The sequence below is a fragment of the Paenibacillus sp. FSL R5-0486 genome (genome assembly GCF_037975155.1).
GTDB lineage: Bacteria > Bacillota > Bacilli > Paenibacillales > Paenibacillaceae > Paenibacillus > Paenibacillus amylolyticus.
Window position 1 is genome coordinate 3,429,690 of sequence record NZ_CP150237.1, and the last position, 19,960, is coordinate 3,449,649.

The 19,960-nt window shown below is 44.4% G+C and carries 14 protein-coding genes; 13 read left to right on the plus strand and 1 reads right to left on the minus strand.

What is annotated here, in order from left to right:
- Positions 1 to 77: 77 nt before the first annotated feature.
- From MKY01_RS15355 to MKY01_RS15370, 4 genes are all read left to right on the plus strand, one after another.
- Positions 78 to 1,424, plus strand: a complete 1,347-nt coding sequence (locus tag MKY01_RS15355) for an NtaA/DmoA family FMN-dependent monooxygenase (RefSeq protein WP_339286898.1) — start codon at positions 78 to 80, stop codon at positions 1,422 to 1,424.
- Positions 1,425 to 1,437: 13 nt separating this feature from the next.
- Positions 1,438 to 2,178: an oxygen-insensitive NADPH nitroreductase gene (gene nfsA / locus MKY01_RS15360; RefSeq protein ID WP_127548542.1), complete on the plus strand. Its 741-nt coding sequence runs from the start codon at positions 1,438 to 1,440 to the stop codon at positions 2,176 to 2,178.
- Positions 2,179 to 2,315: 137 nt separating this feature from the next.
- The gene (locus MKY01_RS15365; RefSeq protein WP_127548544.1) at positions 2,316 to 2,741 is read left to right on the plus strand and encodes a MarR family transcriptional regulator; all 426 of its coding nucleotides are present in this window, start codon (positions 2,316 to 2,318) and stop codon (positions 2,739 to 2,741) included.
- A gap of 286 nt (positions 2,742 to 3,027) precedes the next feature.
- Positions 3,028 to 5,346, plus strand: coding sequence for a glycoside hydrolase family 95 protein (locus MKY01_RS15370; RefSeq protein WP_282321420.1), 2,319 nt, complete (start codon positions 3,028 to 3,030; stop codon positions 5,344 to 5,346).
- Between the two features lie 117 nt (positions 5,347 to 5,463).
- Here the strand turns inward: MKY01_RS15370 and MKY01_RS15375 are convergent, their stop codons facing one another.
- Complete coding sequence (locus tag MKY01_RS15375) at positions 5,464 to 6,318, minus strand: AraC family transcriptional regulator (protein ID WP_282321419.1); 855 nt, start codon at positions 6,316 to 6,318, stop codon at positions 5,464 to 5,466.
- 159 nt (positions 6,319 to 6,477) lie between these two features.
- Here MKY01_RS15375 and MKY01_RS15380 point away from each other — a divergent pair, with 159 nt between their 5' ends.
- The 9 genes from MKY01_RS15380 (at position 6,478) to MKY01_RS15420 (ending at position 19,929) form a co-directional block, all read left to right on the plus strand.
- Positions 6,478 to 6,771, plus strand: a complete 294-nt coding sequence (locus MKY01_RS15380) for a hypothetical protein (protein WP_339286902.1) — start codon at positions 6,478 to 6,480, stop codon at positions 6,769 to 6,771.
- A gap of 38 nt (positions 6,772 to 6,809) precedes the next feature.
- Positions 6,810 to 8,459, plus strand: coding sequence for a hypothetical protein (locus MKY01_RS15385; protein ID WP_339286904.1), 1,650 nt, complete (start codon positions 6,810 to 6,812; stop codon positions 8,457 to 8,459).
- Between the two features lie 101 nt (positions 8,460 to 8,560).
- Positions 8,561 to 10,147: a response regulator gene (locus tag MKY01_RS15390; protein WP_339286906.1), complete on the plus strand. Its 1,587-nt coding sequence runs from the start codon at positions 8,561 to 8,563 to the stop codon at positions 10,145 to 10,147.
- On the plus strand, positions 10,129 to 11,868 hold the full coding sequence (locus MKY01_RS15395; RefSeq protein ID WP_339286908.1) for a sensor histidine kinase: 1,740 nt from the start codon (positions 10,129 to 10,131) through the stop codon (positions 11,866 to 11,868). The genes MKY01_RS15390 and MKY01_RS15395 overlap by 19 nt, the downstream gene beginning before the upstream one ends.
- Before the next feature lie 121 nt (positions 11,869 to 11,989).
- Complete coding sequence (locus MKY01_RS15400; RefSeq protein WP_282321415.1) at positions 11,990 to 13,651, plus strand: ABC transporter substrate-binding protein; 1,662 nt, start codon at positions 11,990 to 11,992, stop codon at positions 13,649 to 13,651.
- 42 nt (positions 13,652 to 13,693) lie between these two features.
- Positions 13,694 to 15,370, plus strand: a complete 1,677-nt coding sequence (locus MKY01_RS15405) for an ABC transporter substrate-binding protein (RefSeq protein ID WP_036671156.1) — start codon at positions 13,694 to 13,696, stop codon at positions 15,368 to 15,370.
- 321 nt (positions 15,371 to 15,691) lie between these two features.
- Positions 15,692 to 16,633: an ABC transporter permease subunit gene (locus MKY01_RS15410; protein WP_047844314.1), complete on the plus strand. Its 942-nt coding sequence runs from the start codon at positions 15,692 to 15,694 to the stop codon at positions 16,631 to 16,633.
- Between the two features lie 15 nt (positions 16,634 to 16,648).
- Entirely contained in the window at positions 16,649 to 17,569 is a 921-nt protein-coding gene (locus MKY01_RS15415; RefSeq protein ID WP_036615816.1) for a carbohydrate ABC transporter permease, read from the plus strand.
- Positions 17,570 to 17,667: 98 nt separating this feature from the next.
- Positions 17,668 to 19,929, plus strand: coding sequence for a glycoside hydrolase family 3 N-terminal domain-containing protein (locus MKY01_RS15420; RefSeq protein WP_339286911.1), 2,262 nt, complete (start codon positions 17,668 to 17,670; stop codon positions 19,927 to 19,929).
- Positions 19,930 to 19,960 lie beyond the last annotated feature (31 nt).

Below are 19,960 nucleotides of genomic sequence, written 5' to 3' on the forward strand. Positions count from 1 at the left end.
TTAGCATGCTAAATATATTCACGCTATAGTAAGGGCACAAATATCTGTGCCTGTCCAGAACGAAGGAGAAAATCGTTATGAAAAAAAGAAGTGAAATGCAACTGGCTTTACAGATGGTTTCGGGTTATGGAGCCGAATTTAGCGCATGGAGAATGCCTGGCACGGATCCTGCAGCTTACACCAATATGGATAGTTATGTAGAACGGGCTAAATTAGCTGAACAAGGAAAATTTCAAATGATTTTCATCGCTGACACTCCAGGCTTATCCAATAATTTAGGCCCACAGACACCTATGTTTCCTATGGACCCCATGTTGGCACTGATGGCAGTAGCAAGAGAGACACAACACATCGGGCTTGTGGCTACCCTCTCTACAACATTTAATTATCCCTACAACATTGCACGTCAGTTCAAAGCACTGGATGTTATCAGTCATGGACGTGTGGGATGGAATGCGGTTACCACATCCGACCCCCTAGCGGCGGCTAATTTCGGTGCCCGGGTTGAAAATCGCCAAGAGCGCTATGACAAGGCACATGAAAGCATACAAATTGTTCAGGCCTTGTGGGGGAGTTGGGAACCAGACGCTTGGACGTTAGATGTAGAAGGAGGGGAATTTGCGGATATGGACAAAATCCAGCCTATTAACCTTCAGGGTCAATATTATGCATCTCGTGGTCCTTTGCCCATTCCGCCCTCTGAGCAAGGGCAGCCAGTGATTTTCCAGGCAGGGGGAGGAGGTGAAGGATTAGAATTAGCTGGGAAATATGCTTCGGGAGTGTACGCCAATCCTTATGATATTACGTCTGCCCGTGAACACAGACAAGCCATAAGGCAAAGTGCTGCCCGTTTCGGTCGAAACCCCGATGATATCAAAATGTTTGCAGGTTTTATGTTTTCTCTGGCTTCAACGGAGGAAGAAGCTCTGGATCGTCGGAAACAGCTTATGAGTTTTAATCCCCAGGAAATCCCTAGCAGGGTAAGTTACCTCGGCTCCATGGTTGGTTTACCCTTATCGGTAAACTCCGTAGATATAGATCAACCTTTAGCGCCAGACTTGTTGAAAAATGCATATGCCAACCCCATGGACCCACGTTCTCCGAGAGCCTTAAAGTTATTAAAAAAAGGACTCTCTGTAAGGGATGTTCTCGCTCACGGGGTCATCAACTATCATCCGGTTGTTGCAGGCACCCCGACACAGGTTGCTGACTTCTTGGAAGAATGGTTTTTGGCTGAAGCATGTGACGGATTCTCAGTCGTGCCCGATGTATCTTTTGATGGCGTTGCAGATTTTGTGAATCAGGTAGTACCTATCTTGCAGGAACGAGGTTTGTTCCATAAGGAATATGAAGGAAAAACACTACGCGAGAATATGGGCGTTCCTTACGAATACGGATTGCAGGAACATGGAATCAACGAATAAAGGAGAGTTTTTAATGAATAACACACTTGAATTGCTTCATAACCATACATCGTTTCGTTCTTACACATCTCAACCCCTAACTGAGGAACAAATAGATGCAATATTTCAGGCAGCAAACCAAACTTCATCGTTCAGTCTTCTGCAGGCGGTATCCATTATACGCATCACAGATCCAGTACTTCGAAAAAAACTCAGACATCTGTGTGTCGATCAACCCTATATTGAAGAAGCGGCCGAATTCTGGATCTTCTGTGCAGATTTCAACCGAAATCATGAAATCGCTCCGGATGTGGATATTGAATATATTGAATTTCTGTTGATTGGTTCATTCGATGCTGGCCTGATGGCACAAAATGCGTTAACCGCGGCTGAATCGCTGGGACTTGGCGGAGTGTTCATTGGTGCGGTCAGAGCTAATATTAGCGAACTATCTGACGTATTGAATTTACCTAAATTTGTTATCCCTCTGGTGGGGTTATGTATCGGTAATCCAGCTGGAGATAAGCCGGAACTGAAACCTCGACTCCCTCAATCCATGGTATTGCTTGATAATCAATACCAACCAATGGATCAAGAGAAATTAGCAATCTATGATGAGACCATGCTGAAGTATTATGAAAATCGTCCGACGAGAGCCCCTTTCACCGTAAAAAAAGTAAAAGGATGGAGTGACCATATCCAGGATCACCTCGAGAGAAGTATTCAACCGCAAATGATGACCTATTTGAACAAGCAAGGTTTTGCCAAAAAATAAGGACTAAACCAATCTTTCCGGTGAAACTTGGATAGGAAAAGGCCCTTAAAGACGACACTAAGGTGAATTGACACCTGTATATCTCCATGATACATTTAGTCTGCTAAATATAATTCGGATGTAGGGAGGGATCGTTCATGACAGATACAGTAGATTGTGAAATTCGACAGTCTTTAGATCGAATTTCCTCCCAAATGCGACGAAATTATAGTGAATCTCTTCGGGAACTTAATCTCTATGTAGGACAAGATAATCTGTTGTACCGGCTGTGGTTGGGTGATGGGGTAACACAGATGCAACTAAGTGAACATATGAAATGCGAACCACCAACGGTTACAAACATGGTCAAATCACTGGAGCAGAACGGATTTATATATCGCAAGCGTGATGTACAGGATGCAAGGATCATGCGTATCTTTCTAACCGATAAGGGCAAAGAATTAGAAAAACCGGTTGAGCATAAATGGAGAGAGCAACAAGAGAAACTACTTCAATCCATTTCTTCGGAAGATCGGCTAATATTGAGACAATTCATGCAACAAATGGAGCAAAATATCTTATAACTTATGCCAAGCTTCACGTAAGCTAACTAAATGAACGAAACAGAGCCGCTATTATAGCGGCTTTTTTTATTGCCAATAGCTAAACTTCCCTGTCCAGAACAAAGAATTTGTACTGTCAGTTTCGGAATTCACGATTACACCTCTAATGTTGGGATAAGATTGTGATAATTCAAGTTAATTTTGTTCATTTAGATGCTTAAGAGATTACAGTACACTGAAAGAACATACAAACGGAACACACTAAACATGAAAATGTGAGGAATTATAATTCGTTGGAGGTTTTAACGTGAAGACCAAAAATATCTGGTTTAATCAACCTGCTGGAAGATGGGAAGAGGCATTGCCTATCGGAAATGGAACTCTTGGAGGCATGATTTTTGGGAAAACACAGATCGAGAGAATTCAGCTTAATGAAGATAGTCTGTGGTATGGTGGTCCGATGCAGCGGAATAATTCTCAAGCACTTGAATCTTTATCTCAGATCAGAAGCCTGATTTTTGACGGTAAGATTAGGGAAGCAGAAGAACTCGCAGCAGATACTCTGGTAGGTGTTCCTGACGGGCAAAGACATTATGAGCCATTAGGAGACTTCTATATCGCTATGGATCACAGTGAACATGAACCAAATGGATATCAAAGACATCTCGATCTGGAACAAGGCAAGGTAAACGTGCATTATACCGCAGATCAATCCAATTACAGCCGTGATTATTTTGCTAGCTACCCGGATCAAGTGCTCGTTGTTCATCTCAAATCAAGCGTGCCTGGAAAGTTATCATTCTCCACTGTTTTTGGCAGGGGAGCTGTTCTGGAATCAACATCCTATTCAGATATTCTTAAGCATCCTGTTGGTTTCCAATCCTATCTGGACCGGATCGAGAAGCGTGGAACGAATGACTTGATCATCCGGGGAAGAAGTGGGGGAGAAGAAGGAATCCGATTTTGTTGTGCGATTCGCCTTATATCTGAAGGAGGGCAGGTTCATTATTCAAGCGGTCAGCTTTCTCTGAAGGATGGTAATTCAGCGACTATTCTAATCACGGCGTGCACGGATTTCCGAGTACCCAAGGAACAACTCGAAGTGGAGTGCCTCCGCAGAATTGATACTGCTTCCGCAAAACCATATAGCGAACTGCTCGCCGATCATGTCTCGGACTATCAATCCTTATTCGAAAAGATGGATATACATCTCGAAGATGAAAATAAAGATGTGATATGTTCCGAACTTCCAATCGATCAGCGCCTTGAGCGGCTTAGAGCTGGTCAGCATGATCCGGAACTGCTGAGTCTATACTTTCAATTTGGTCGCTATCTGCTTATCTCAAGCAGTCGTCCAGGTTCTTTACCGGCAAACCTTCAAGGGATATGGAATAAAGACATGCTTCCTGTATGGGACAGCAAATATACGATTAATATTAATACACAGATGAACTACTGGCCTGCAGAAAGCTGCAATCTGTCTGAATGTCACGTTCCATTGTTTGATTTTATAGATCGACTGCAAGTCCGGGGAAAGGAAACCGCTAGAACCATGTATGGATGCAAGGGGTTCGTTGCTCATCACAACTCGGATATCTGGGCAGACGCTGCTCCGCAGGATGTATGCATGACATCGACGTTTTGGACCATGGGAGGAGCATGGCTTTCATTACATCTATGGGACCACTACGAATATAATAAGGATGTTCAATTTCTCAAAAAAGCTTACTCCACGATGAAAGATGCGGCTATCTTTATTCTGGATTATCTAATAGAGGATCCTTCCGGCAATTGGGTGATATGTCCTTCGTCCTCACCGGAAAATCGCTATATATTAGATAATGGAGAGTCGGGGGCTTTATGTTTTGGTGCTTCAATGGACAATCAGATTATTAGAGAACTCTTCACGCGTTGCATTGAAAGTACCCGAATATTGCAAGAAGATCAGGAATTTGGAGAAGTACTCCGCAGTGCTTTAACCAAAATACCGGAGACCTCCATTGGAAAACATGGCCAGATCCAAGAGTGGAGTAACGATTATGATGAATTGGAACCTGGCCACAGACATATCTCCCATTTATTCGCTTTGCATCCTGGAACGCAAATTACGTTGCAATCAACGCCTGATCTGGCCAAGGCAGCTCGTGTAACACTCGACAGAAGACTGGAACACGGTGGTGGACACACAGGATGGAGCAGGGCGTGGATTCTCAACATGTGGGCACGATTAGAGGAGTCGGAACTTGCACACGATAACATCGTGGAACTTCTACGTTCCTCCACGTTACCCAATCTGTTTTGTGACCATCCTCCATTTCAAATTGATGGGAACTTTGGAGGTACTGCAGGGATAGCAGAGATGCTTCTCCAGAGTCATAACGAAGTAATCAGATTGTTACCTGCTTTACCAGCAGGGTGGCCAAAAGGATATATTCGTGGTATTCGGGCTCGTGGCGGATTTGAAATAGATCTGGAATGGGAAAATGGTCGTCTATTCAGTACCAGAATTCGCTCTACTGCAGAATCAAGAGTAACCTTATCCTATCTGGACCAAAAGATAGAATTAACCTTTTCTGGCCCCAACGCTATGATTGAATTAAAAGGGGATAAATGGAATAACAAATAAGAACTTACCGATTCCTGAGCGAATACCCGCTGACAAAATTGTCGGGCGAATTCGCTCTTTTTCTTTGCTGAGATAAGATATAGGCAAGAGTTGGCGTGTTTTTGCTCAATGCCATGTTTAAAGAAGACTTCCATATTTAACAAATTTACCAGGTGAAGTGCCGACCTGCTTGGTGAAGCTGCGAATAAAATTGGCATAATCTCCAAAACCGGATTGATAACAGGCCTCTGTAATACTTAAACCTTCGATTAAATAAGATTTCGACAGCTCTATACGGCGACTAAGAATGTATGCTCGAATCGTGAGTCCGGTATGTTTTTTGAATTGTCGACTAATATAGCTGCTATTCGTGAACATAGCCTCTGACAATTGTTTGAGCGTCAGTTGCCTCGTCAGATTACATTCAATGTAATCCATCGTGTTTCGAACTAGTTCAGGCATAATATCCATTGCAACAAAATCCGTATTTTGAAAAGTTAGATTCGTTAGAAGCAGTAGCTGTGTAATCAAAATATTCCCCAGAATATCCGCTCCATAGTCACTTGATGAGAGACACTGTTCAAGTTCGCCAGCTAATTGTAGCACTCGTTGAAGTTCGTCCTCTTCAAGATGTACGATATTACCCTTACCCTTGGGACGGTAGTCGAAACATGCGGATAAGTTGGTGCTTGAAGTAGACAAGCGGTTCAGATATGACTTTTTCAGATTTATGGTGATTCTCTCATATTCGTTTTTGTCCAAGGCAAAGGAACGGTGCATCTCCTCCGGGTTAAGAACGAGCAGATCTCCACGTTGCAAATGGTAACAACGGTTCTCAATATAGAAGTTTACATTGCCACGAAGAAATAAGTAGAGTTCGTATGCATTATGTCGATGATAAAACGTTCCCATATTATACGTGGTGGTGGTGCGATGAAGGTACAACAGCTCATTCTGGATTGGATCAAACAGGTATTCTGAAGTCTCATTCATATCAGATATATGACCTCCTTGTCGTTTCGCGCAATAAATATAGCCGTTTGTGCAATGAAATTGCAGACGTGAACCTATAAAATGTAACCATCCTAGCATGATGGATACATAATTGCAAGCGTTTCCACTCAGGTGTGTACAACGCGATTGGAGGAAAAGATGGATCTGATTTTCACGGCTAGAAGTAGAGTGCAGGACAACGTAGAGTACACGGCATTGAATAAGCATGCTCTCAAGGCTGACGTAAAAGTAACAAGCGGGAACGGCAGTGCAGAAGACCCATGGCAAGCCGACATTCAGATTTACAACGAGGGGCAGAATGCCTGGGCAGGGGTTATTCATGTGGAAATGCCGTTGGACAAACAGAATCCGAGGTTTTTTTGCCTGCATTTATGTATGGCCGCAACCGGGGCGAAGCACCTCAGAATGTTCCAAATGAGTTCCCCAGGCTAAGGGAGGGCAGTCCTTCTCGTCCTTCATCACCCTGGTGGATGGTAAGAAGTGATCGTCTGTCTCATCCAGCTGCACTTATCTATGATGAAGGTCGGATTGTTGGTCTAAGCGCAAGTCCCTACTGGATCAATACAGGAAACCAGAAGCAGCAATGGTATCCAGGAATGGAAGGAAACTTTGTGCAATATGGGGGATTCACATGTTCTATTGAAAAGGGTACGGTCGGATATACGTTGGGATATGAGAATGCTCCATTGTTATTTATCAAATCCAGACTTGTCCACGAGCGAGCTGCCCTTGGAGAAAACTGTTTTGAACTTGCGGCAGGTGAATCGGTCAGGCTCACACTTGAACTATATAACTACGAGTCTGAATCAGAACTGGGCATCAATCCAGCACTGGAAACAATCTATAAGAGGTATCACGAAAAACCAAGAGAAGGAAGTGACATTCAGACAACGGTAACGGATTTGTCCAATGCCATCTATGAGTATGCCTGGCTTCCGGAGGATCGTCATTATTCTACATTTGTATATGAAGATGCTGCTAAAACCGGTGGCTACCGATACAACAAAATTATCTCAATCAGTTGGACAAATGGTATGACCATAGCTGCACCAATGCTTATGGCCGCACTGCGCCTGAATAATGAGCCCATGCGACAGCAGGCGTTATCCTGTATTACCAATATTATCGAGAATGCCATGAATCCCGAATCCGGACTTCCGTATGACGCTTATCAGGATGGGATCTGGAGTGTTAAAGGCTGGTGGTTCGACGGCATGCGTACCCCAGGACATTCCTCTTACCTTGTAGCTCAAGCGATGTTCTACATTCTGAAAAGTTACGATTATGAGAAGCGCATTCGAAATGTGAGTCATGATGATTGGCTTGCTTACGTCAAGCAAGTACTTGATCGTCTGGAGTGCACGAAGAATACGGATGGAGAATATCCCACCATTTTGTCAGAGCGGACCGGAGCAGGTCTTGAATATGATGCCTTTAGTGGGGTCTGGTGTCTTGCTGCCAAGGCATATTACTGTTGGTTAACCCATGATGAATCTTCTCTGGATGAGCTCAGACGCAGTGAAGCCCACTATTACAACACCTATGTGCAACACATGGAATGTTACGGCGCTCCGCTGGATGCGGACAAGGCAGTGGATTCGGAAGGTATTCTGGCTTACATCAAAGCTGTTCGGTTTCTGCACGCGTTGACCGGTGACGAGCTATATCTAGATCACATGAGAGATGCGATCAGTTATGAATTCAGCTTCAAATTTTGTTACAACTCACCTATTAAGATTCCTCCACTCAGTACATTAGGCTGGTCCAGTTCCGGGGGAAGTGTTACTTCAGTAGCTAATCCGCATATTCACCCCATGTCCAGCAATCTAGTGGATGAGCTCTTGTATTATGTTGGACAGCGGGAAGAGAATTATGTTCGTCAACGTATGATGGACACCATCGGGTGGGGTTGTCAGACCTATAATCGTTATGATCAAGAATTCGGCTATGGCAAAAAAGGATGGATGTCTGAACGCTTCTGTCATTCGGAAGGACTGGTCACTGAAAAATATGCGGATGGTACGCCAGCCAGCACCTGGTTTTGCCTGATGCCATGGGCTAGTGGATCGATCATTGAAGGCCTCGTTGGCGACTATTGGGATTATGCACGACATGAATGAATGTATTATGCAATAACTACAACAGTCACCATATTAGATTCCGCCGATAGGGAGACACGCTACCGGCGGTTTATTTTCGTTGGAGGAAAGGGGACACACGGATGTTAAAAGTATTACTGGTAGATGACGAGATGTATATACGAAAGGGGCTGTATGAACTCATAAATTGGATGGATCTTAATATGGAGATTATCGGAGAGGCAGAGAACGGTGTAGAGGCATTAAATCTGATTGAAAGCCTGCAACCAGACGTGATTATTACAGATATCCGTATGCCAATCCTGGATGGACTGGAACTGATACGTGCCGTAGAGAAAATACCACATCTGGAACCTGTGTTCATTATCATCAGTGGTTATCATGACTTCAAATATGCACAGCAGGCAATCAGGTACGGTGTTCATGACTATATCCTGAAGCCTATTGATGATGAAGAACTGACGGCGACGTTGCAGAAGTCAGCTAATCTGATTTGCAATAAAAGAAAACATATTCTGTTGACTGAGGGACAGGCCAGTAACATCATGCTGGAGGATGTGATCAAAGGCCATGTACAGAAGGAGGATGAACATCGATATGCCGAGATGCTTGGCATCAATCGTAACTCCAGTCTGCTCATAACTTTGATTGAACTTCAGACCGGATTAGATGCAATTAAAATTACGATTGAACAGCTACGTGAAGCAGTACATTCTCTGGAGAGTAATTTATGTAAAATGTTCATCAGTGAGCAACAACGCGGCACGTTTGCTTTATTACTGTTGTGGCCTGATCATCATCAAGGAGACTCGGCGTTACAGGATAAACTGCATAATATTCATATAACACTGAGCAAAAGGTTTAACCTGGATATCGGTCTTTACGCAGGAACACTTGTCAAAGAAATTGGTGATGTCCCACAATCCCTTATGGCGGCTGAAGAAGCAGCCAAGCATAAATATGCTGAAACTGGTGGTGTCGTACGCTATACGGAGATCAAGGACAAACGGCTGTTTGTTTTTAATGTATATCAAGACGAGGTGGATCAATTAATTCTGACCCTGGAAGAGGGGAATAGGTCAGCTTATCACGAGATTGTAGAAGAGAAATTCAAATTGTTTCATATGAATCGATTTTCTTCTCAGGCTGTATCGGGTTCTCTTTTGCGTTATATAACGGGTATTCTCGCTGTGGTCCACGAAATGGGTGGTAATGATGAAGGGTTGCAACAACTGAAGGAGCTGGCACAACAAAGTCATGAAGGTTGGAATTTACGACTATTGAAAGATGCTTTTCTCATCGCGTTGGAGGAAGCCGAGGATTATGTCTCTCATCTGCGGATGGAGCGATCCAAAGGGGATATCAGCAAGATCAAACGATATATTGATGCAAATTATACTGAGAACATCAATCTCAAAAGCATTGCTGCGCTCTTCTATATGAATCCCGTTTATCTTGGGCGATTATTCCGCAAAAGCTACAATCAATATTTCAATGACTATCTGCTGAACCTGCGGATTCATGAGGCGAAGAAGTTACTGCGCCAAACGGATCTGAGAATGTACGAGGTCGCTGCACGCGTAGGATTTCAGAATGCGGATTATTTTGTAACCCAGTTTGAGAAATTGGTTAAGTTATCGCCTACAGAGTATCGCAATCTCCTTATGGCAAATGAGCAGCGAGGTGCACAATGCCAAGATGGAACCTGAATTACATGAAGCTTCGAGATAAGCTACTGCTTATGTATGTCTTATCTGTGTTTATTCCCATCGTTGTTACCAATGTGGTGTTCTACAATGTCACATCCGCCAATATTCGTAGTCAGAAAACTCGTGATGCTGGCATGGCCTTGAACAATCTGAAGAACGACCTGCGGGTAACCATTGATCAGGGCGTCGGTCTCTCTTATTCGTTATATACTGACCCTGTATTCAATGACACCATCTCCCGTTCATTTGAAAGTCATTTTGAGTATATTGACGCTTATAATTCCTATCTAAAAGGGCAATTCTCCGGTCAAATGAATCAGGGAATTCGCTGGTATCAAGTGTATACCGATAATTCTACCATTTTATCTTCCGGTTATATTGATCGTTTAACTGACGATGTCCGCAACTCGGACTGGTACGTTCAATTTCAGGCATACTCCGCCCCTTATCCGGCATTGATCTCATCGGATCAGATGTTAAGTCTGGTTCAAAGGCTCGACAATCTGGACACTGGGGGGAGAGAGCAGTTACTTAAAATTGACCTGAATATGGATATGATCAAGCAGTATTTCCACAACAGCGGATTTGATGGAAAAGTGTATCTTCTTGATCCGGGGGGACACATCCAATTTTCAAATGATCCTACAGCAGAAGAAGCTCAGATAGGGAAACGTTACAGCGAGATCCAGTTTCCGAACAAAATGATTCCCTTTGAACTTACGTATACAGGTATTAACTATCTGGAAGGGTGGTCCCTGCATGGAGTGATGGATGAAGAAATTGTGTTGAAGGAGGTGCGGAAGTCCCGTTCTTTCGTCGTATGGCTGGCTTGCATTAATTTTGTCCTGCCTTCTATTATCATCGCGGCTATGTCCAGATCCATCCATGTCAGGCTGGTGCGTATTCTAAAACATATGAAAAAAGTAAAAACACAGAATTTCCAGACGATTCCGCCTGAAGATGCAAGAGATGAAATAGGTCAACTCACGATGGAATTTAATCGAATGACCGAGACGATCCATAACCTGATTCATGAAGTATATCTCGCCGACATCCAAAAGAAAGACTTGGAGTTGAAGCAGCAGCAAGCACAACTTCATGCGCTCCATAGTCAGATCAACCCACATTTTTTGTTTAATACGCTGGAGTCGGTACGTATGCGGAGCCTCATCAAAGGTGAGAAAGAGACTGCCAAAATCGTGCATAACATGGCCAAGATGTTTCGCAAGTCGATTAGTTGGAATCAGAATGATGTGACAGTGAAGGAAGAATTGGAACTCATCGAGAGTTTTTTGCAAATTCAAAAATACCGCTTTGGAGAAAAACTCCAATATACCATTGAGGCAGATCCTGCGGTACTGATGTACCGAATCCCCAAGATGGTTATCCTTCCCTTTGTTGAGAATGCAAGTATTCATGGAATTGAGTCATCTCCGGGTGTAGGCATCATTCAACTCTTTGTTTCAATGGAAAATGAACAGCTCCATATCAGACTAACGGATAACGGTATAGGGATGTCACAAGCAAAATTGGAAGAGTTGTTAAGTTACCTGGATCAAAACACCGATATGGGAGAGCATGTTGGCATGAAAAATGCGTATAGTCGCTTAAAACTTTGTTATAAAAATGACTTTACATTCGACATCCAGACATGGGAAGGAGAAGGTACGCATATCCAAATTAAGCTCCCACTTGATCCATCAGCCATGCCAGGCGACTAAATACGAGGGATATACTTTTCAAAGTAGGAGGTACACTTTCATGGGTAACTTTGAAAGCGCTATCTTGATATATTGAGAAGGCTTAAAGACACAAACAATACTTTAAGGGGGCATTTGCTACATGTTTAGAAAAAAAAACATTATAACAGGTCTGGCCATTTTACTGGCTGTAACCCTGGCAGGTTGTAATAAAGCCAGCCCGGAAGCCTCCTATCCTGACAGTAATGACAACACCCCGGTCACCTTTAAATATTTCACGTTTGGCGGTGGCAAGAAGGACATTCTGGCAAGCAGCACGACCATTGGCAAGAAGCTACAGGAACAAACAGGCGTTGACTGGAAGATGGAATATCTGGTCGGTGACGGTGCAACCAAGGCAGGTGTAATGATTGCGAGTGGGGATTACCCCGACATCATCGACTCCAGTGGTGAAATGGCCAAATTGATGGATGCAGGATCTTTTATCCCGCTGGATGAACTGATCGATCAATACGGGCCTAACATCAAGCGGGTATACGGGTCTTATATGGACAAATTCAGACAGGAGGATGGAAAGATATACTTCTTGCCATACACTGCCAACATCGGTTATGTGTCAGAGCCTAATTTTCAGACCGGCTTTTATATTCAGCGTGCTGTGTTAAAAGAGTTTAACTATCCCAAGATCAAAACGCTGGACGAATATTTTGACTTGATTGAGCAATACAAGCAAAAGCATCCGCAGATCGATGGAAAAGAAACCATCGGCTTCGCCACACTTGCTGGTGAATCGGGCAGCTTTTTCACCCTGCTAAATCCGGCTATGCATCTGGCAGGTTATCCAAACGATGGCAGTGTGATGGTGGATATGCAGAGTCATGAAGCCAAACTGGTAGCCGGATCTGATTATCAGAAACAATGGATTCAGAAGCTGAACGAGGTTAACGCACAGGGGATGTTTGATCCAGAATCCTTCACAATGAACCAGGATCAGTATCTCGCCAAGTTGACGTCCGGTCGGGTGCTGGGATATTTCAGTTACTCCTGGCAAGTTGGAGATGCAACGAACAACCTCAAGAAGGCTGGTATTGACGATAAACGATACGTATCTCTCCCGATCGTATTTGATGACAGTGTCAAAGACCAGTATGTGGACCCGCCAGGTTTTGTGAACAACTACGGTGTCGGAATTACCGTAAATGCTAAAGATCCCGTGCGAATTATTAAATATTTTGATAATTTGCTCAAGGAAGAAAACCAGATTCTGGTTCAATGGGGTGTTGAGAACGAGACGTATAGTGTGAATGATGAGGGTCGCTTTTACTTTGAAAATGATGACCAACGCAAGGCACATGAAGATCCAGAATTAAGTCGTAAATTCGGCTTTGACTATTTTAATTACAGCTGGCCTCGTTACGGGAATAACTCCGTGCTGGAGGATGGCAACGCCTATGGACCGGGCAACCAACCAGAAGTGGCTACCTTTAGTTACACGGACGGTGACAAGCTGTTGTTAGAGAAATATGGTGTGGAGACATTCACAGAACTATTCAGCACACCGGATGAGCGTCCTTGGTCTCCTGCTTGGTCTATTGCACTGGAGCAGGGCTCTCCTGAACAGATTTTTATCACCAAGGCAGAAGACCTCCAGAAGAAATATTTACCCAAAATGATTATGGATTCGCCTTCCACTTTCGAGAACACATGGAATGAATATATGAGTCAATTGAATCAACTCGACAAGAAAACATACGAAGCTACGATAACACAGGCAGTTAAGGATCGTGTAGCTGGCAAATGGTGAGTGTAATCCACGAGAGAAAACACGGAACGGGGGAATATTCACATGTTAAAACCAAAATTTAGAACAGCGGGTTTAGCTGTATTACTAACAGCTTTGCTGGCTGGGTGCAGTCAAAACAGTTCGTCATCAGCGCCTTCAGCCACAGGTGATGATGAGAACAGTCCAGTCACGTTCTCGTATTACATGTTCTCTCCAGGCAAGAAGGATGTTCTGGCAAGCGAAACAACAATCGGTAAAGCGTTGCAAGAGCAGACGGGTGTGGACTGGAAGATGGAATATCTGGTAGGTGATAGTGCTACAAAAGCCGGTGTCATGATTGCCAGTGGAGACTATCCTGATGTCATTAGCTCCAGTGGTGAGATGTCCAAGTTACTGGATGCAGGTGCCTATATTCCGCTGGATGATCTGATTGAGGAATACGGTCCTAATATCAAAAGGGTGTATGGACCATATTTCGATAAAATGAAAAATGCCGAAGACGGTAAAATCTATGCCCTGCCTTATACGGCTAATCAGGGTGAGTATTCAGGTAGTCCAAATGTGGGCGGAGGAGCTTTCTGGATTCAACGATCTGTGCTCAAAGAGTTTGATTATCCCAAGATCACTACACTGGATGAATATTTTGATCTAATTCAGGATTATAAGGAAAAACATCCAACTGTCGACGGTGCAGAGACGATCGGATTTGTGTCACTTGCGGGTGTGGCTAATAACTTCTTCACACTGCAAAATCCAGCGATGCATCTTGCCGGTTATCCGAACGATGGCAGTGTCATGGTCGACATGACTACCCATGAGGCAAAAGTTGTCGCCGGAACAGATGCCCAGAAAAAATGGATTCAGAAGTTGAATGAAATCAATGCTCAAGGCATGCTTGATCCGGAATCCTTTACGATGAACAAAGACCAGTACTTGGCCAAGCTGACTTCGGGTCGTGTGTTAGGATACTTCAATTATGGCTGGCAGATTGGGGATGCATCGAAAAACTTGCTCTCTGCAGGCATTGATGAGAAGCGCTACGCTCCACTTCCGATTGTGTTTGATGAAGGAATCAAGGATCAGTATGTGGATCCTCCCGGCTTTGTCAACAACTATGCAACAGGTATCTCGGTGAATGCCAAAGACCCTGTTCGTATCATCAAATATTTTGATAATTTGCTGAAGGAAGAGAATCAGGTTCTGGTGCAATGGGGAATCAAGGATGAGACGTACAGTGTGGATGAAAAGGGCCGATTCTATTATGCAAATGAAGATCAACGCAAGGCTCATGATGATCTGGAGCTCAGCCGTAAATTCGGGTTCACCTACTTTGGGACAGACTGGCCGAAATATGGCGGTGAATCTACACTAACCGATGGTAACGCTTATAGCCCTGGCAACCAGCCGGAAGTGGCCGCTGCATCTTACACCGAGGGAGATAAGAAATTCCTTGAAGCCTACGGTATCCAAACCTTTAGTGAATTGTTTAACAAACCGGAAGAGCGGCCTTGGTTCCCGGCATGGTCCATCGCATTGGAGCAAGGATCACCTGAACAGATCTTCACGACCAAATCGGATGATTTGCAACGTAAATACTTGCCGGAGATGATCTTGGGAGCGCCATCGAATTTTGATAAATTGTGGGATGCCTACATGGCTGAACTGAACAAATTGGATAAAGCTGGTTATGAAGCGACCATTACCAAAGTTGTGAAGGATCGTGTTGCAGGAAAATGGTAATACGAACACTTTAAGTGCGTGTTCAATAAGACCGGTTTTCAGTACCAAGAAGATGGGATGAAGCTAGAAATGGAGTAGCGGAGCGTAGGGAAAACTACGTGAGCAACGGACATTTCGGCTGAATTCCATATTCGATGCTGATGATGCCGCAAGGCGTCTTTCGTAATCAAAAGAGGACTTTTTGAACAACCTCTTTAAAACAAACTGTTATATGCGCAGGAGAAGACGAAAGAGCATAAACTCCGGCTTCTCCTCGCATGAATAACAGCACAGGAAAGGAGCAGGTTCACCGTGGAGAAACCTAATGTCTCCCTTAACTCGATGCCTCCGGCCTCGAGTCCGAAGGGAACCAGAGCACACTCGTTCTTTAAGCGACTTGTGCAGCAACGAACGCTTGCCTGGATGTGTATTCCTTTTGTCATCTGGGCTTTTATCTTCAAGTACCTGCCGTTATGGGGATGGACCATGGCTTTTCAGAATTTCAAACCGGCAAGGTCCTTCTCGGATCAGCAATGGGTAGGTTGGCAACATTTTAGTACGTTATTTGAAGACAATACCTTCTACCGGGTGCTGCGAAATACACTCGTTATGAGTTCCATTAAACTGGTGTTGGGATTTGTGACAGCAATTACGCTGGCTCTCTTGTTGAATGAGCTGAAAAATGTCATATTTAAACGTTTTGTGCAAACCGTCAGTTATCTGCCTCACTTTATCTCGTGGGTTGTTGCTTCCAGCATTGTATTAACAGTCCTGTCACCAGACGGAATTATCAATCTGCTGCTGATGAAGCTTCACCTGATTGACAGTCCGGTACTATGGATGGGGAAAGGAGAATACTTCTGGGGTATTCTGGGGGCAACTGAGGTCTGGAAAGATGTCGGTTGGAACACCATTATCTATCTGGCAGCAATTACGGCAATTGATCCGGCGCAATATGAGGCTGCCGAGATTGATGGAGCCAGTCGCTTCAAACGGATGTTATATATCACCCTGCCTGGCTTGAAACCGGTTATTGTGATCTTGTTGATCATGAACATGGGAAGTATTCTTGAATCCGGATTCGAACCGCAATATCTGCTGGGTAACGGGATGAATATGGACTATTCGGAGAATCTGGACATCTTTGTACTCAAATATGGATTAGGGATGGGGAACTTTTCCTTAGGTACAGCAGCTGGCATATTCAAAACGGTGGTCAGCTTCATCTTCCTTTTCTCAGCGAACTATATAGCGAAAAAAATGGGAGAGAGCAGACTATTCTAAAAGGAGGCCTATGCCATGCGTAAAGGAAACACATCCCGCTTGCGGAATAGCAGCACCGGGGATCGAGCGTTTGACACTTTTAACATCATCTTCATGGTATGTCTGATGATTGTGACGATCTATCCCTTTGTTAATATGATTGCCGTATCTTTCAATAATGCAAATGATGCCATTCGGGGTGGAATATATCTATGGCCTCGTGTATGGACACTGGACAACTACAAATACATTTTTGGCGAATCCGATATTTATCACGCAACTCTGATCTCGGCGTTGCGTACGATCATTGGAACCGTGGTGTCCGTCTTCTGTACAGCCATGCTCGCGTATACGGTTAGTCGTCAGGAATTTGTGCTACGCAAGTTTGTTACGATGTTTTTTGTATTCACCATGTATTTCAGCGGGGGGTTGATCCCCGGTTATCTGCTGATTCGAGACCTTGGATTGATCGGTTCCTTCTGGGTATATATCATTCCGGGTGTAATTGGTGTCTTCAATATGATTGTCATTCGCTCTTTTATTGAAGGTCTTCCTGAAGGCATTCTGGAGTCAGCCCGTATTGACGGGGCAGGGGAGTTCACGACATTTATCCGCGTTGTCCTGCCGCTAACGATTCCCGCAATGGCAACCGTATCACTCTTTGTAGCTGTGGGACAATGGAATTCCTGGTTCGATGTATTCCTGTACAACTCTTCCAATAAAGAATTAAGCACATTGCAATATGAGTTGATGAAGATTCTACAAACTTCAACGACCTCAGCGACTTCATCAGCAAGTGATGCTTATCAGTCTGCCGAAAGCAATGCAACGGCGGTCACACCAACCTCGATTCGAGCGACCATGACCATTATTGCAAGTGTTCCTATTCTGATGGTGTATCCGTTCTTACAGAAATACTTTGTCCAGGGTATGACGATTGGCGGTGTAAAGGGTTAGTCATGACCTGAATATAATTTCATTGAACTTATGAAAACGCAACAAACTATACCGTAGTAACGTCTATTCATCCGTAGAATACAACAGGAGTGAAACAAATGCATGTAAAATGGATGACGATTATTGGTGCCGTTGTTGGCTCTATGCTTATAGGGGTGGGAACGGCAGCTGCGGAAGAAACGTTTGTTGATCTAAAGTATTCAAAGTGGGCAGAGGATGGCATCACGTATATGGCGAAACGGGGAACAGTAGCCGGATACGGCAATGGGAACTTCAAGCCAGAGGCACTTGTGACAAGGGCACAAGCTGTCACTTTTATGGTGCGCGAGCTCTATTCAGATCAGCTTCAAAGAGCAGTGGAAGGCACAACTTATTCCGATGTTCCAACTACACATCCTTTCCATCGAGAAATCATGATAGCTGCTAAAAATGGACTTGCAAGTGGTTTTCCTAACGGAACTTTCCGTCCGGACGCACCACTTAGCCGCGCAGAGACTGCGGCCTTCCTTACACGGGCATATGCACTCGTGGAAGGTAAGAACGCCGCAAAATGGACAGACACGGACAGGCATTGGGCAGCAGCACCCATTCTTATTATGAGTTCAAACGGCTTGGTCGGCGGTTATTCAGATGCCACCTTCCGTCCGAATCAAGCTGTCACGCGTGCTGAATATACCGTATTTATGGCGAGAGTAATTCGCTTCGAACGTGAAGCGGCCATTCGGACACAAGATTGGGACAAACTGATATCCTATATGACGGTAAGCGAGCAAGTTGGTCAGATGCTTATGCCTGACATTAGGCAATGGAATGGTAAAGCGACAACGACCGTTAATGAGGGGCTGAAACGCACGATCCATGATCAGGACTTGGGCGGACTTATTCTTTTTGACAAAAATATTGTAGACATGACGCAGCTTACAACGTTCACACATGAAATACAAAGAGAAGCAGATGACATTCCTCTATTTCTTAGCATCGACCAAGAAGGTGGCGTTATTAAGCGAATACCAGGCGGTACGAACCTGCCAGGTCAGATGGCGCTTGGTGCAACTGGAGATGCAAGACTAGCCGAAGCAGCTGGTCAGCTGACAGGAGAGGAGCTGAAGGCACTGGGATTGCAGATCAATTTTGCGCCAGTGCTGGACATCAACAGCAATCCAGATAACCCCATCATCGGTATACGGTCGTTTGGCTCGAAGGCGGACTTGGTAACACGGCTTGGTCTGGCAACGATAAAAGGGCTACAGCAATCAGGGGTGATGGCGGCAGTTAAGCATTTTCCGGGACATGGAGATACAACGGTAGATTCCCATCTTGGTATGCCTGTGCTTGCCCATAACCGAGAACGGCTTGATGCGGTCGAATTAAAACCGTTTCGGGCTGCAATCAAAAATGGTGTAGAGATGATTATGACCGCGCATATTGCTTTCCCTGCCATAGACAACGAACATGTCACATCGCTCAAAGACGGTGAACGTGTGCCGATTCCTACCACCTTATCGAAAAAGGTACTGACAGGACTTCTTCGCGGAGAGCTTGGATATGAAGGACTCATCGTGTCGGATGCCTTTACCATGAATGCAATTGCGGAGCATTTTGGGGAGAATCAATCGGTAGAACGCGCCGTTTCCGCAGGGGTTGATATCATCCTTATGCCAAAAAATTCAGCTGCGGCCCATCAATCGCTGGTGAAAGCAGTGAACAATGGAACGATCAAGGATGAAACCATACATGCATCTGTGAAACGAATCTTGGAGATGAAAGCGAAATATGGTTTATTTGAACGCAGTCAAACTCTTGCGCAAAAGCTAACTCAGCTTAACGGTATCATCGGATCGAAGGCGCACCGAGCAGTGGAGCAGACAATCGCAGAGCGAGCGGTCACTGTACTCGGCAGTCGCGAAGGTGTGCTTCCTGATCCAATTCAGCAAGGCGACCGGGTTGTTATTGTCGCAGCCGAGCAGGAACAGGCGAAACAGCTTGAGAAACAACTGTTGCAAGCCGCTAATAACCTGTCGTTAAAGACTGAAATATCACTTGTTGGACAAGGCAACATGAATGAAACGCTCCAGGCGATTGGCAAAGCCAATTATGTCATTCTTGCTTCTTACCAATTCCGCAATGTGGCCAGCCAGTTCGGGTGGAGTGATTATCAAACCTTGATTAATGCAATGAACAAGAGTAATCAGCGATACACGCTGTTGTCTCTTGGTAACCCTTACGAAACGATCTATTTGCAGAACGTGCGCTCAGGAATTGCTGTGTATGGAAAGCAGGAGCCAAATACGTCTGCCGGGATCAAAGTATTGCTTGGTCAACTGAAAGCTGGAGGACAATTACCCGTACTAACGGATTAACGCTTAATTAATGAAGAAAAAACGGATTCCA